The sequence below is a fragment of the Pseudomonas antarctica genome (assembly GCF_900624995.1).
GTDB classification, from domain to species: domain Bacteria; phylum Pseudomonadota; class Gammaproteobacteria; order Pseudomonadales; family Pseudomonadaceae; genus Aquipseudomonas; species Aquipseudomonas antarctica.
The window spans coordinates 95,787-110,961 of sequence record NZ_UYXQ01000004.1; the positions used below are offsets into that span (position 1 = coordinate 95,787).

Annotated in this window: 13 protein-coding genes; 7 read left to right on the forward strand and 6 right to left on the reverse strand. The window is 60.2% G+C overall.

Translation table 11 applies throughout. The annotated features are described in order from the left end of the window. The first annotated feature begins 90 nt into the window (after positions 1–90). The 4 genes from E0F99_RS04415 (at position 91) to E0F99_RS31345 (ending at position 6,187) form a co-directional block, all read left to right on the forward strand. On the forward strand, positions 91–2,655 hold the full coding sequence (locus E0F99_RS04415; protein ID WP_083356948.1) for a TonB-dependent receptor: 2,565 nt from the start codon (positions 91–93) through the stop codon (positions 2,653–2,655). A 151-nt stretch (positions 2,656–2,806) separates the two neighbouring features. Continuing rightward, entirely contained in the window at positions 2,807–3,415 is a 609-nt protein-coding gene (locus E0F99_RS04420; protein ID WP_083356947.1) for a biliverdin-producing heme oxygenase, read from the forward strand. A gap of 92 nt (positions 3,416–3,507) precedes the next feature. After that, the gene (locus E0F99_RS04425) at positions 3,508–3,909 is read left to right on the forward strand and encodes a YbaN family protein (RefSeq protein WP_083356946.1); all 402 of its coding nucleotides are present in this window, start codon (positions 3,508–3,510) and stop codon (positions 3,907–3,909) included. A 139-nt stretch (positions 3,910–4,048) separates the two neighbouring features. Beyond that, positions 4,049–6,187 (forward strand): methyl-accepting chemotaxis protein, encoded by a 2,139-nt coding sequence (locus E0F99_RS31345; protein ID WP_083356945.1) that lies wholly within the window; start codon positions 4,049–4,051, stop codon positions 6,185–6,187. Positions 6,188–6,247: 60 nt separating this feature from the next. On the opposite strand, the gene E0F99_RS04435 is transcribed toward E0F99_RS31345, so the two are convergent. Beyond that, positions 6,248–6,811, reverse strand: coding sequence for an NAD(P)H nitroreductase (locus E0F99_RS04435; protein WP_083356944.1), 564 nt, complete (start codon positions 6,809–6,811; stop codon positions 6,248–6,250). Between the two features lie 139 nt (positions 6,812–6,950). Between E0F99_RS04435 and E0F99_RS04440 the strand changes: the two genes are divergently transcribed. From E0F99_RS04440 to E0F99_RS04450, 3 genes are read left to right on the forward strand one after another with little or no spacing between them, the layout of a single operon-like run. Then, positions 6,951–8,378 carry a di-heme oxidoreductase family protein gene (locus tag E0F99_RS04440; RefSeq protein ID WP_083356943.1) on the forward strand — a complete coding sequence of 476 codons (1,428 nt, stop codon included), beginning with the start codon at positions 6,951–6,953 and terminating at the stop codon, positions 8,376–8,378. 31 nt (positions 8,379–8,409) lie between these two features. Then, positions 8,410–9,474, forward strand: coding sequence for an imelysin family protein (locus E0F99_RS04445; RefSeq protein WP_083356942.1), 1,065 nt, complete (start codon positions 8,410–8,412; stop codon positions 9,472–9,474). Between the two features lie 2 nt (positions 9,475–9,476). Further along, positions 9,477–10,577: a DUF1513 domain-containing protein gene (locus E0F99_RS04450; protein ID WP_083356941.1), complete on the forward strand. Its 1,101-nt coding sequence runs from the start codon at positions 9,477–9,479 to the stop codon at positions 10,575–10,577. Between the two features lie 758 nt (positions 10,578–11,335). Here the strand turns inward: E0F99_RS04450 and E0F99_RS04455 are convergent. The 5 genes from E0F99_RS04455 to colR all read right to left on the reverse strand — a co-directional run bounded on the left by E0F99_RS04455 (position 11,336) and on the right by colR (position 15,107). Further along, positions 11,336–11,563, reverse strand: a complete 228-nt coding sequence (locus E0F99_RS04455) for a hypothetical protein (RefSeq protein WP_053257809.1) — start codon at positions 11,561–11,563, stop codon at positions 11,336–11,338. Further along, a complete protein-coding gene (locus E0F99_RS04460) occupies positions 11,560–12,279 on the reverse strand; it encodes a lipopolysaccharide kinase InaA family protein (RefSeq protein WP_083356940.1) in 720 nt (239 codons plus the stop codon). Before E0F99_RS04460 ends, E0F99_RS04455 begins: the two co-directional genes overlap by 4 nt. 4 nt (positions 12,280–12,283) lie before the next feature. Next, positions 12,284–12,964 (reverse strand): class I SAM-dependent methyltransferase, encoded by a 681-nt coding sequence (locus tag E0F99_RS04465; protein ID WP_083356939.1) that lies wholly within the window; start codon positions 12,962–12,964, stop codon positions 12,284–12,286. Between the two features lie 189 nt (positions 12,965–13,153). After that, complete coding sequence (locus tag E0F99_RS04470) at positions 13,154–14,434, reverse strand: sensor histidine kinase (RefSeq protein ID WP_083356938.1); 1,281 nt, start codon at positions 14,432–14,434, stop codon at positions 13,154–13,156. Beyond that, positions 14,424–15,107, reverse strand: a complete 684-nt coding sequence (gene colR, locus E0F99_RS04475; protein ID WP_016975511.1) for a two-component system response regulator ColR — start codon at positions 15,105–15,107, stop codon at positions 14,424–14,426. Before colR ends, E0F99_RS04470 begins: the two co-directional genes overlap by 11 nt. Positions 15,108–15,175 lie beyond the last annotated feature (68 nt).

The window sequence follows — 15,175 nt, forward strand, 5'->3', positions numbered from 1 at the left end:
GCCGGCGGTACGTCTCGTTATAGCCAATGCAACTGATTCCTATTTGATTCGGTTCGCAACTATAAGATTCGTACCTCCGGAGCGCTCTCGATGTCCTCTCGTTTCAACCGCCGGTCTTCTTCGCCCGTTCTGTCCCTTCTGACCGCCGCCATCCTGCTGGCCAGCGCGCCAGCCATGGCCGCCACTGCCGCCGAGCCGGTCGCCCGCAGCCACGGCAACTACACCTTCAGCATCGAGCAGCAGCCGCTGGTCTCCGCCCTGAATGCGTTTAGCGCTGTGACCGGCTGGCAAGTCGGCCTGCCGGCAGAGCTGGGCCAGGGTGTGTCGTCCCCTGGCGTGCGCGGCCCGCTGTCGCCGGAAAAAGCCCTGGACCGGCTGTTGGTGGGGACCAACCTGAGCTACCGCAAACTGGGCAATAACAACATCGTGCTGGAAAAACGCGCGGCCGGCAGCGTGCTCAACCTGCAACAGGTGACCATCAGCGCCACGCGTAACGAGCAGACCGTCAACAGCGTGCCGAGCACCGTCACCGTGCACGAACGTGAAGAACTGGACCGCCAGAACGTCAACACCCTGCGTGAACTGGTGCGCTACGAGCCCAACGTGTCGGTCGGCGGCGCGGGCACCCGGGCCAGCAACGCGGGCTACAACATTCGCGGCATCGATGGCGACCGCATCCTCACCCAGGTGGATGGTGTGGAAGTACCGGACAACTTTTTCAACGGCCCCTACGCCAAGACGCGCCGCAACTACGTCGACCCGGAAATCGTCAAGCGTGTGGAAATCCTGCGCGGCCCTGCCTCGGCCTTGTACGGCAGCAGCGCCATCGGCGGTGCGGTGAGCTACTTCACCCTCGACCCGGATGACATCATCAAGCCCGGCCAGGATTTCGGCGCCCGCCTGAAAACCGGCTACAGCTCCGCCGACGACAGCTGGCTGACCAGCGGCACCGTCGCTGGCCGTGTGCAGGACTTCGACGGCTTGCTGCACTTGAGCCAGCGCAACGGCCATGAAATGCAATCCTACGACGGCAACAACGCCACCGGCCTGGCCCGTACCGGCGCCAACCCCGAAGACGCGCGCACCACCAACATCCTGGCCAAGTTGGGCTGGAATTATGGCGATGACAACCGTCTGGGCCTGACCTACGAGAAGTTCAAGGATGACCGCGACGTAAACTTGAAAAACGCCGTGGGCGGCCCGTTCATCGGTGGTCGGGGGATGAATCTGTACCGGGCCCGCTCGGGCAACGACACCATCACCCGTGAGCGCTTCGGCCTGGAAAACACCTTTGCCCTCGAGTCGCCGATGGCCGACCGCATCAAGACCAGCCTCAATTACCAGATCGCCAAGACCGACCAGACCACCGCCGAAATCTACCAGGCGGGTCGTCGCGTATTGCGCACCCGTGACACGCTTTACGAAGAAAAACAGTGGGTCTTCGACGCCCAACTGGACAAGGCTTTCAGCCTCGGTGAAACCGATCACCAGGTAACCTACGGCACCACACTCAAGCAGCAGAAAGTCACCGGCTCCCGCGAAGGTTCAGCCTCCTGCCTCGCCGTCGGCTCGGGCTGCACAGCTATCGGCGCTCCCAGCCCCTCCGCCGGCGACAGCGTGAAGAAGTCCAGCGACTTCCCCGACCCGACTATCAACACCTACTCGCTGTTCGCGCAGGACCAGATCACCTGGAACAAATGGACCTTCTTGCCCGCTGTGCGTTATGACTACACCCAGCTCAAACCCAAACTGACGCAGGCATTCCTCAACACCGTGAACCCGACCGGTGCATACCCGGTCAGCGACAAGGAAAAAATCTGGCACCGTGTGACGCCAAAATTCGGCCTGACCTATGCGCTGACCGATCAATACACCTGGTTCGGTCAATACGCTGAGGGCTTCCGCACCCCATCGGCCAAAGCGCTTTATGGGCGCTTTGAAAACCTCGACCTGGGCTACACCGTCGAGCCGAACCCAGACCTCAAACCGGAAACCAGCAAGGGCATCGAAACCGGGATTCGCGGCAATTTTGACGAGGGTTCCTTCGACATCGCGGTGTTCTACAACAAGTACCGCGACTTTATCGACGAAGACGCCTCGGTCGCCGGCGGCGATGTGCAAACGTTCGAAGCCAACAACATCAGGCACGCCACTATCAAGGGGGTTGAAGCCAAAGGGCGCCTGAACCTCGACGCCTTTGGCGCGCCGCAAGGCCTCTACACCCAGGGCTCGGTCGGCTACACCTACGGCCGCAACGACGACAACGGCGAGCCGCTCAACAGCGTTAACCCACTAAAAGGCGTATTCGGCCTGGGCTACGAGCAAGCGCAATACGGCGCGTTGGTCAGCTGGACGTTGGTCAAGAAACAGAACCGCGTCGACAGCACGACCTTCCACGCACCTGATGGCAGCACCCGTGCGCCGTTCAAAACCCCAGGCTTTGGCATCGTCGACCTGACCGGTTACTACAAAGTCACCCACGATGTGACCATCAACGGCGGCCTCTACAACTTGACCGACAAGAAATACTGGAACTGGGACGACGTACGCAGCTACGACGGCGTCGGTGAAGCGGGTGTAACCGCGCCAGCCAACCTCGACCGCCTGACCCAGCCCGGCCGCAACTTCGCGATCAACCTGATCTGGGACATCTGATAGCACTTCACCCAAATGCCGCCTCCTCACCTCGCCAGTATTTCACTGGCGAGGTGAGGATTTTTTACTGTGACGCGTCTTCTTGTTCGTCTAGTTGATAACCGCTCTCTTTAGGGCACCCAGGCGCTACTCTTCTCAAGGACTTTTTTCGATGACCGCTTCCCCTACCGCAGAACGCCCAAAGCTGCGCTCCCAGCGCCTGAACCAAATCACTAATGAGCCTCACACCAAGCTCGATGCGCTGGTCAAGGCTCACGCCCCGTTCGAAACCCAAGCCAACTTCGCTCGCTTTGTGGTCGCGCAATACCTGTTCCAATCGGAGCTGGTGGCCTTGTACAACGACCCCGAGCTGATCAAGATCGTCCCGGATCTGGCTGAACGCTGCCGCGCCGAAGCCGCCAAGCTGGACCTGGGCGACCTGGACACCGAAGTGCCGGCACCGGTCGCCGGCGCCGTGAAAAACCCAAGCAAGGCCGAAGCCCTGGGCTGGCTGTTCGTGTCCGAAGGTTCCAAGCTCGGCGCGGCGTTTCTGATCAAACGCGCTGTGGGCCTGGGCCTGAGCGAAACCTTCGGCGCCCGACACCTCGGCGAACCGGCCGGTGGTCGCGCTGAAGGCTGGAAAAGCTTCACCCGCACCCTCGATGGCCTGGCATTGAGCGCCGAAGAAGACGTCGCGGTAGAAAAAGGTGCGATCGACGCGTTTGTGCGCTTCACCGTGCTGCTGGAACAGGCGTACGCTAGCGCTCCTGAATTGGCCTGACGGCTGGAATGCGATTAAACATGTGGGAGCGAGCACGCCCGTTCCCACATTTGGATCTCATTTCAAACTGATTTTCTGTGATCACTTAACCCATGACCGGTAAAACCCAATCCACCTCAAAAATCGCGCAGATCCTCTTCGGCCTGCTGGCCTACGTCAGCCTGGGCATTGGGCTGGTGGCGATTGTCATACCGGGTTTACCCACCACCGAATTCATCTTGCTCGCCGCCTGGGCCGCCACTAAAAGCTCGCCACGCCTGAGCGCCTGGCTGGAAAACCACCGGCTCTTCGGCCCGATCCTGTTCAATTGGCGCAATGGCAAGATCATCGCGCGCAGGGCCAAGGTCAGCGCCACCGTCAGCATGTTGCTGTGCGCTATCTTAATGCTGGTGATGCTTAATCACGGCTGGCCGATGTACCTGGCGATCGCCGGGATGAGCCTGGGTAACCTGTGGATCTGGACACGCCCGGAACGGCTCGCAACGCCCGTATAACGCGGCATGTAGTCTTTTACCTACCGCTCATCGCCTTTCCCTCATGAAACATTCCTTTACGCCGATGTTTCGGACATAGCGCCGAATGGACTTGGCTCGCCCTGCTAGCATTTCAACAAGTCCAATCGCGAGTGAACCTATGTTCGACACCCTCTCTATCCGCTTGAAAATCGTGCTGCTGTCCGGCCTTTGCCTGGTGGGGGTGATCGCACTGGTCGTCGGCGTCAACCTCTACGAGGCCGATCAGAACAACCGACTGGTCAGTGATTCAAGCTCGCGAATGCTCACAAACAGTGTGCAGAATCTGCTGCAGGCCAAGGCCGGCGAACAGGCCGTGCAACTGCAGAAAACTTTTGGCGAAAGCCTGGTAGTGATCACGGCGCTGGCCGACCAGATCAAGGGCCTGCGCATCACGGCAGCCAAACGCGGGCTGGAAGCCGGCGCGCTGCGTGAAGAACTCAATCAGAGCCTCAAAACCGCCTTCGAGCGCAACAGCAAGGTGCTGGGTATCTGGCTGTCGTTTGAACCCGACGGCCTGGATGGTAAGGACAGCGAGTTTGTCGACGACAAAGCCCGCGTATCCAATGAAAAAGGTCGCTTCTCCAGCTACTGGAGCCGCGCCGGCGGTGAAGGCCTGAACACGGTAATGGTCGAGGAAGACCTGACCAAAACCACCCCCAACCTCAGCGGCACGCCCTACAACATCTGGTACACCTGCCCACGCGACACGCGCAACGTTTGTCTGCTGGACCCGTATTCCGATGAGGTGGCCGGCAAGCAGATGCTGATGACCACTATCTCGCTACCGTTGATCGTCGACGGCAAGGTCATCGGCGTGGTCGGTATCGACCTGTCGCTCAATACACTGCAGGCGATGACCGATGCCGCACAAAAAGAACTGTTTGACGGCGCCGCACACTTGGAGATTCTCTCCAGCACCGGTTTGATTGCGGCCTACAGCGGTGAACCGGCCAAGGTCGGTAAGAACCTGATCGACTCCCTCGGTGCCGAGGGCAAAGAGATTGTGCAACTGCTGACCAATGACACGCGCACAATCCGCGAGCAAGACGCCACGATTCGCGCCGTGTACCCGGTCAAGCCGATTGCCGACGCCAAGTCGTGGGGCGTCGTGATCAAACTGCCGAAAACCGTAATGCTGGCCGATACCTTGAAACTGCAAGATGTACTCGACAAAGCCCAGGCTACCGGCACGCTCAAGGCCTTGCTGGTCGGCGCCGTCGCCGCCCTGCTCGGTTTGCTGCTGATCTGGCTGACGGCCACCGGCGTGACCCGCCCGATCAATACCGTGGCCGCGATGCTCAAGAACATCGCCAGCGGCGAAGGCGACCTCACCCAACGCTTGACCTATGCCAAGAAGGACGAACTGGGCGAGTTGGCGAACTGGTTCAACCGCTTCCTCGACAAGCTGCAACCGACCATCGCGCAGATCAAGCAAAGCATCACCGAAGCGCGTGGCACGGCGGATCAGTCGTCCGCCATCGCACGCCAGACCAGCGAAGGCATGCAGGTGCAGTTCCGCGAGATCGATCAGGTGGCCACCGCCTCCAATGAAATGAGCGCCACCGCTCACGACGTGGCCAACAGCGCGTCCAACGCCGCCAGCGCGGCGCGCGGGGCCGACCAGTCGGCGCGTGACGGCATGGCAATCATTGAACAAAGCACCCGCGACATCACCACCCTCGCCGAAGAAGTCAGCAAGGCCGTAGGCGAAGTTGAAGCCCTGGCAGTCAACAGCGAGCAGATCGGCTCGGTGCTGGAAGTGATCCGCAGCATTGCCGAGCAGACCAACCTGCTGGCACTCAACGCAGCTATCGAAGCCGCGCGCGCCGGCGAAAGCGGGCGGGGTTTTGCGGTGGTGGCCGATGAAGTACGTAACCTGGCCAAACGCACCCAGGATTCGGTGGAGGAAATTCGCCTGGTGATCGAGCGGATCCAGAGCGGCACCCGTGGCGTGGTGGCGACCATGCATTCCAGCCAACACCAAGCCCAGAGCAATGCCGGGCAGATCCATCAAGCGGTGCAAGCGTTAGGCAAAATCAGCGACGCGGTCACGGTGATCAGCGACATGAACCTGCAAATCGCCAGCGCCGCCGAACAACAGAGCGCTGTGGCCGAAGAGGTTAACCGTAATGTCTCGGCGATCCGTACCGTGACTGAAACCCTCACCGGCCAGGCGACCGAATCGGCGGCCATCAGCAGTCAGCTGAATGCATTGGCCAGCCAGCAGATGAAGCTGATGGATCAGTTCAAGGTTTAAGAAACACAACAGGTCAATGTGGGAGGGGGCTTGTTGCCTCCCACATTGACCGTGTAAGGCTTAAAGGCCAGTCCAGGCCTGAACAAACGCTGCCACATCTTCCTTTGGCGCAGTACGCGGCGGGTTCTGCGGCGTGCCCAGGTAAAGGAAGCCAATCACTTCCTCATCCGCCGTCAGCCCCAGGCCTTTAGCCACGTGAGCGGAGTAGGACAACTCCCCCGTGCGCCACACCGCGCCAATCCCCTGGGCGTAGGCCGCGAGCAAAATACCGTGAGCTGCGCAGGCAGCCGCCAGCAGTTGCTCGGATTTCGGCACCTTGAAATGCGCTTGCAAGCGAGCAATCACCACCACCACCAGCGGCGCGCGCAACGGGCCGTTCTGGGCCTTGTCGATGACGGCTTGCGGGGCGTCGGCGTCCTGCAGACGCACGGCTTGGGCCAACAGCGTGCCCATCTGCTCGCGGGCGGCGCCTTCTACGGTGAGGAAACGCCATGGGCGCAACTGGCCGTGGTCCGGTGCACGCATGGCGGCGGCGAACAGCACATCGCGCTGCTCCTGGGTCGGTGCCGGTTCCAGCAAACGCGGCACGGAAACACGGTTGAGCAAAGCGTCGAGAGCCTGCATTGGCCACCTCCAGAGAAAAATGTGCGGCCATTCTAGCGGGAATGAATCGGATTCGACCAAACGATAATTGCTCTTATTCAAACCGCCCCGCCCTGTTAGACTTTGCGGCCTAATTTTGGCCATCGCTTCAGGAAACTTGATGCTCCGTTCGCTATTTCGCCTGTCTGCAGCATTGATGGCTTTGAGCCTGGCTGCCTGCGATGACGCCCCTCGTTTCACGAAGGCTGAGCCTGGTGAAGCGCGGGCGGGCGGTGCGACGACGGTGAACAAGCGCGATCAGAACGCATTTTCTCTGCCCTCGGCCAATCTGGCGCCGACCCGCCGCTTGGACTTCAGTGTTGGTAACAGCTTCTTTCGCAGCCCTTGGGTAATCGCGCCGTCCACCACCACCGCGCGTGATGGGCTGGGCCCACTGTTCAATACCAACGGCTGCCAGAACTGCCATATCAAGGACGGCCGTGGCCACCCGCCGCTGCCCGATGCGCCCAATGCGGTGTCGATGCTGGTGCGCCTCTCCATCCCGGACACTCCCGCCCTCGCCAAGCTTATCGAGCAGCTCGGCGTCGTGCCCGAGCCGGTCTACGGCGGGCAGCTGCAAGACATGGCCGTGCCGGGTGTAGTGCCAGAAGGCAAAGTGCGGGTCGACTACACACCGGTCAACGTGACGTTCAAGGACGGCACCGTGGTCGAACTGCGCAAGCCGGCCCTGCAAATCACCCAGCTCGGCTACGGCCCGATGCACCCGGATACACGCTTCTCGGCGCGTATCGCGCCGCCGATGATCGGCCTGGGCCTGCTTGAAGCCATCAGCGACGCCGACGTGCTGCGCAATACCGACGCGAAAACTGCCGATAAAGAAGCCATCGTCGGCCGCGCCAATTGGGTCTGGGATGATGCCCAGCAGAAAACCGTGCTCGGACGCTTCGGCTGGAAAGCCGGGCAACCCAACCTCAATCAACAAAATGTTCACGCGTTTTCTGGTGATATGGGCCTCACCACCTCCTTGAGACCCTTTGATGACTGCACCGACGCCCAAGTCGCCTGCAAACAGGCCCCCAACGGCAATGGCCCCGATGGCGAGCCGGAAGTCAGCGATAACATCCTGCGCCTGGTGCTGTTCTACACGCGCAACCTCGCCGTACCGGTGCGCCGTGGCGTCAACACGCCGCAGGTGCTGGCCGGGAAAAACCTGTTCTACCAGGCCGGTTGCCAGGGCTGCCATAAACCAAGGTTCACCACGGCCGCCAACGCCGCCGAGCCCGAACTGGCCAACCAAGTGATCCGCCCTTACAGCGACCTGCTGTTGCACGACATGGGCCCAGGCCTTGCCGACAACCGCAGCGAATTCAAAGCCGGTGGCCGCGACTGGCGCACCCCGCCGCTGTGGGGCATTGGCCTGACGCAGACCGTCAGTGGCCACACCCAGTTTTTGCATGACGGCCGCGCCCGCGACCTGCTCGAAGCCGTGCTGTGGCATGGCGGTGAAGCACAGACGGCGCAGCAGCATGTGTTGTCCTTTAATGCCGAGCAGCGTGCCGCGTTGCTGGCGTTCCTGAATTCTTTATAAGCGTTGCCCCACTTACCGAAGGGAGCTCGACATGTTTCGTCCCAAGTTGTTGTTCACCAGCCTGGCCGCCCTCGCCCTCGGCGCCTGCTCGCCGCAGGACCCGCAAGCGGTGACCTCGGCAGCCATCGCCAAGCAAGTGATCCTGCCCACCTACAGCCGCTGGGTTGACGCCGACCGCCAGTTGGCCGTCAGCGCCCTCGCCTACTGCCAGGGCAAGGAAAGCCTGGAGACCGCCCGCGCCGACTTCCTGCACGCGCAAAAAGCCTGGGCCGAGTTGCAACCGCTGCTGATCGGCCCGTTGGCCGAGGGCAACCGTTCGTGGCAAGTGCAGTTCTGGCCAGACAAGAAAAACCTGGTAGGTCGCCAAGTGGAACAACTGGTCACCGCCCAGCCGCAGATCGACGGCGCCGCCCTGGCCAAATCCAGCGTCGTGGTACAAGGCCTGTCGGCCTACGAATACATCCTCTACGACGCCAAGACCGACGTCACCGACGAAGCACAGAAAGCCCGTTACTGCCCGCTGCTGGTGGCCATCGGCGAGCGCCAGAAAGCCCTGGCCGAAGAGATCCTGGCCAGCTGGAACAGCACCGACGGCATGCTCGCGCAGATGACCAAGTTCCCGAACCAGCGCTACGCCGACTCCCATGAAGCCATCGCCGATCTGCTGCGCGTGCAAGTCACCGCGCTGGACACCCTGAAGAAAAAACTCGGTACGCCGATGGGCCGCCAGACCAAGGGTATCGCGCAACCGTTCCAGGCCGATGCGTGGCGCAGCCAGTCGTCCCTGCAAAGCCTGCAAGCCAGCCTCGCTGCCGCCCAAACCGTGTGGGCCGGTGTCGACAACAAAGGCCTGCGTGGCTTGCTGCCGTCGGACCAGAAACCGTTGGCCGACAAGATCGACGCCGCCTATGCCGCGTCGCTGAAACTGTTCGCCAGCAACCAGCGCACACTGAATGAACTGTTGGCCGACGACGCCGGGCGCCAGCAGCTCAACGACCTCTACGACAGCCTCAACGTCGTCCACCGCCTGCACGAAGGCGAGTTGGCCAAGGCGCTGGGCATCCAACTGGGCTTTAACGCCAACGACGGTGACTGATGATGCTCAGGCGACAGGCTTTGGCGGTGGGCAGCGTGCTGCTCAGCGCACTCACGTTGGGCGGTTGGACGTTGTTCAAGCAGAAGGGCTCGAACAGCCCGCTGCTGCTGTCCGCACGGGATGATGCGAACGGCAAGCACTATGCCGTGGGTTATCGCCTGGACGGCAAGCAGGTGTTTGCCACCCAGGTCGGCCAACGTTGCCACGACATCATCAACCACCCGACGGTGCCGATTGCGCTGTTCGTCGCCCGTCGCCCGGGCACCGAGAGTTACCTGATCAATCTGCGCGATGGCGCGCTGCTGCAGACCATCACCTCGAATGCCAACCGCCACTTTTATGGGCATGCGGTGATCCACAAGAGCGGCGACTGGCTGTATGCGACCGAGAACGACACGTCCGACCCGGGCCGTGGGGTGTTGGGTGTGTATAAGTTCGAAGGTGAGCGGCTGGTGCACAGTGGGGAGATTTCCACCCACGGTATTGGGCCGCATCAGGTGTCGTGGATGCCTGATGGTGAGACCTTGGTGGTGGCCAACGGCGGGATTCGCACCGAGGCTGAAAGCCGGGTAGAGATGAACCTCAATGCCATGGCGCCGAGCTTGGTGTTGATGCATCGCGATGGCAGCCTGATCAGCAAGGAAACGCTGGGGCAGCAGATGAACAGCGTGCGTCATATGGGGATTGCCAGCGACGGCACTATTCTCACGGGGCAGCAATTTATGGGGCCGTCGCAGGAGCGGTCGGAGTTGCTCGCGATCAAGCGGCCGGGGCAGCCGTTTGTGGCGTTTGCGGTGGCGGATGAGCAGTTGCAGGCGATGGGGCATTACACCGCGAGTGTCGCGGTGCACAGTGAGTTGCGGTTGGTGGCGTTGACGGCGCCACGGGGGAATCGGTTTTTTATCTGGGATATGGACAGTGGTGAACTGCGCCTGGATGGACCGTTGCCTGACTGTGCCGGGGTAGGTGCGGTGGCGGATGGGTTTGTGGTGACTTCAGGCCAGGGGCGTTGCCGGTTTTATGACTGCCGGCAGACGCCGTTGGTCGCTAAGCCGTTGGAATTGCCTTCGGGTTTTTGGGATAACCATTTGCATCTGGTTTGACGTTGTTGGGTTGGGGGCATATCCGTTGCTGCGGTAACGGCGGCTATTGGTTCCGCCCTTACGGCGGCTCACTTTTGAAAAAACCCAAAAGTAAGCAAAAGGTCTTCGCCCCACCACGCGGCACCTCGCTTAGGCTCGGTGTGCCCGCACGCAGGCTTTGGACCGTGTGGTTTAACGGGGCGCCTAAGATCAAGATCAAAAGCACGGCGGCCTAGTAGCCGACCTGAGTGGTTAAATCAAAAGCAAAACCGAGGCGGCCTGACAGCCGACCTGATATCTGAAGCTGAACTCAATCCAATGTGGGAGCTGGCTTGCCTGCGATGGCATCAACTGGTTATGCCTGATACACCGAGGTGCCTGCATCGCAGCGGTGCGGCGATCCGACAAGCCAGCTCCCACAGAAAAGCAAAGCACTGCGGTACTGGCAGCCGAACTCGGTCAAAATTGTGGGAGCGGGCTTGCTCTCGAAGGCGGTGGGTCAGTTACATATGAGCTGACTGACCCACCGCCTTCGCGAGCAAGCCCGCTCCCACATTGGGATCTCAGTACATCAGGCAGAGAGTGTTCTGCCGTGTTTTTGCTCTGCTTTTGCTACTACCACTCAGGTCGGCTACTAGGCCGCCGTGCTCTGCTTTTGATCTCGATCTGACAGGCCCCGTTAACCACGATTACCGCAGCAACGGATATGTATCTCCCCCCCCACACACAAAAAAAAGGGCCTCACATCGCAAGGCCCTTTCCCGGGGGTTTGAATCGTTTCAACTCTGCGGCCTCATGCCCTGAGACATCCCAAACATGAACAACAACAAGTCATGATCAGGCTTGACCGCCACACTCGCCTTGGCGACGCGCGGTAACAGGCATTGCCCACTACCTTGCACCGCACTGAGCACTTGTGTGCGAGGCTGTTCCCACGCAGCCAGCGCGAGGGCGGCTATGCCCAACGCCCCGACCAGGAACAAACCTCGTGCTATTTCTAGCTTCATCTGGTTAAACCCTTGATAGCGCTGCCAAACGCCGTTTCATAAAAGTAGCTGAGTTTTTTCCAGTCAGTATCACTCCACGACGAATGGCGCCGCAGTTGCTGCATGTCATGGGACGCGGCCCGATAAGCGGTCAAACGCTGACGGCACTTTTCAAAATCCAACAACGCTACTTCCACGTTGGCCGAGTCGCCCTCACCCGTCACCCGTACAAAGATGTGCTTGATGTACAAGCAACCATGCTGCCAGCGGCCCTTGTGCATTCGCGCCAGGGTGCCCGCCACTTCCTTGAGCAAGCGCTCATGCACCACCTCGCCGTACTGGTCACGGCCACCGGCGGCATACCATTTTTCGATCTCGTCGAAACCATCAAGGGACGCCGTCACCAACAGCGCCTTCCATTGATGTTCCGGGTCGCGACGCGCCTCGCAGAACACCAATTCCGGCACCCGTACATCCAATGAGCGCAGGCCCTTGAGCGCATCGCGTTCACGCAACACAGTCGGGCGCCCGAACGGGTGCAGTAAACTGCGATAGATATGCCCGGTCTGGCGTTTGCTATAGAGCAAGCGGCCGTTAGGGCTCACCACACGTTGCACACCGCTTTCACCACCGCGTCGACGATTAGGCTCTTCAACCCACTCGCCCTGCTGGCGCCAAAAAAAATCAAACCGTTCTTCGGGAGCTACATGACTGCCTACTACGCACTCAACTGCCATCCTGTTACCTCTTACGCAATACATACACACGCCACATGGCGTAAAGCGGTATGAAGTCCAGGGATTCCTGAACACGGAAACCGGCTTGCTCAAACTCTGCCTCAACAGTAGCAGCCGGTAACACGAACCGGTTTTGGTAACCTCCCTGCTCACCTTTACTACGACGTTTCACTTCGGCGCGCTTGCGTTTCCAAGCCTTGAAATTGCCATCCACCCACAGCGAAATAATCACGCTATCGCGAGTAACCCGCTGAAACTCCCGCAAAATCGCCAGCCTGTGCTCCGGATCACCAATGTGGTGCATCAAGCGCATGCAGAAAATGCTGTCGACCGAGCTATCAGGCAAATCGATGTCAAACGCAGAGGTATGCATAGGGCGTACCCGTTTCACCACGTCCGCCGGCTGAGCGACGGTCGCGACCTTCAGCATCGACTCGGAATTGTCAGCCCCGATAATCACACGGTTGGGTTTCTCTGCCAGCAACGGCCAGAAACGCCCGGCCCCGCATGGCAAGTCCAGCACCAGGCCCGGCTCGCCAGCCATGGCCAACGCACCACGCGCCAATTGCTCGTCGCGTTTGTGGGACAACCGGCGAGCCAGATTGTCCTGATGCTTGAGCAAATAATTCTGCGCGTGCTGATCGTCGTACTTTTCAGAAAAATCGAGCTTGATCGGGGTAGACATCAACGGATCTCCAGTAGCTGTTGCCTACAACCTTAAGCAGCTAACTGTGATCAACAGGTCAACCCGTTGTGAAAAACTTGTCCTGTCCAATCTCATACATTTCAAGACTTTACAGAAACAATCGGTGGCATGGGGCCATCTTCGCCGAAAAGCACGGCATCTGCCGCAGGATAGCGGCAGGGTGGGAAGTCAGGATTTGACCTGGCTCAACTCGACATGAAAGCGGCATCCGTGAGGTTCCATCGTGCTCAAGCTGACGCTCCAGCCTTGGCTCTCGCAGATGCGTTGCACCAACGACAAGCCCAAGCCCAGGCCCTCGCCGCGCTTCTCGCTGCCACGCACGAAAGGCTCGAACATCGCTTCACGTTTGTCTTCCGGAATACCGACCCCGGAGTCTTCCACCACGAACCCGCTGGGTTCGAGGGTCAGCCGGATAAAGCCCTGTTCGGTGTAATGCAGGGCATTGCGCAGCAGGTTACCCATCACTGCGTGCAAGAAGGTGGTGTTGTAGCGGGTGTCCAAGGGGTTACCCGGCAGGTAGATCAGTTCCAAGCCCTTTTGCTCGATGGGCTCGCGCCAAATGCCGAGCAAATCGTCGGCCACCTGAGTCAGGTTGACTTGGGGTGACATGGCCGCATCATCATGCTTGGCTCGCGCCAGCATCAGGAAGGTTTGCACCAGTTCGCGCATCTCTTCACAGGCACGGGCGATTCGCAGTACCTGGTTGCGACCGCGCTGATCAATCGCCGGATTTTCCAGCAGCAGTTCGCAAGAACTGGCCAGTACCATCAACGGGGTACGCAATTCATGGCTTACATCGCTGGTAAACAATTGCTCGCGGGACAGCGCCTGGCGCAAGCGGCCCAGCGTGGCGTCAAAGGCCACGGCCAACTCGCCGACTTCATCGGCTGCATAATCCGGTGCCAGTGGCGGCGCCAGGCCAAGCAACTGGTCGCGATGACGCACCTGGCGGGCAAGACGCACAACCGGCGCCATCACTTTACGGGCCAATACCCAACCTAGGAACACCGCCAGCGCCAGACTGAGCACAAAGCCCACCAGCACCACGGCAAATAACACGCGCTCGCGCTCTTCGAAATCGCTCTGGTCTTGCAGCAGTACATACCGCCGGCCATCCACCACTTCGACCATAGCGTGGTACGACAGCGACTCGCGAAACACCTCATGAAAGCCCGGTTCCAGGTGGCGCAAATCCTTGGGCAGTTCGAAATCTCCAGGCCCGCCACTGAAATAGAACAGCTGGTCAGGCTCCGGCCGGTGGCTCCAATCCTCGACACTGTCCATCAGTAACAGGCGTTGCAAGTCGCCGCCCAGACCTGCCGAAATCAACTTTTCTTCCACCAGGTGCACCGTCGCAATGATGCCCATGGCGAACGCCCCCGCCACCAACGCACTCATCAAGGCAAAAGCGATGATGATCCGCTGAGCAAGGCTTTGCTTAAACTCCATCACGTCCCTCGGCCAGGCGATAACCCACACCGTGAACCGTTTGCAGCAGCGGCTTGGCGAACGGTTTATCGATCACTTGGCGCAGTTGGTGAACATGACTGCGAAGGCTATCGCTATCAGGGCAGTCATCACCCCACAGCGCTTCTTCGAGAATTTCCCGACGCAGCACGTGCGGGCTCTTCTGCATCAGCACCGCAAGCAACTTCAGACCCACCGGGTTGAGCTTGAGCAAACGCCCTTCGCGGGTGACTTCCAGAGTATCGAGGTCGTAATGCAGGTCAGCCACTTGCAGGGCGCGGCGTCCACCACCTTGGGCACGGCGAAGCACGGCTTCGATGCGTGCTGCCAATTCCGACAAGGCAAAGGGTTTGAGCAGGTAATCGTCAGCGCCGGACTTGAAGCCCTGCAGCCGGTCATCCAACTGGTCGCGGGCGGTGAGCATAATCACCGGTGTGTCGCGACGGGCGTCTTCACGCAGGCGTTTGCACAGGGTGTAGCCATCGATGCCGGGTAGCATGATGTCGAGTACGATCAAGTCGTAATGTTCGGTAGCAGCCAAGTGCAGGCCTGACAAACCGTCCTGCGCACAGTCCACTGTATAGCCTTTGAGCCCCAGGTAGTCGGCCAGATTGGCCAGAATATCGCGGTTGTCTTCAACCAATAGAATTCGCATGGGCAGTGTCTCCGTTCTTTCGTGCCAGCCTTGTTGGCTCGCGCAGCTTAAGGCCAAGTGAGGCTCAG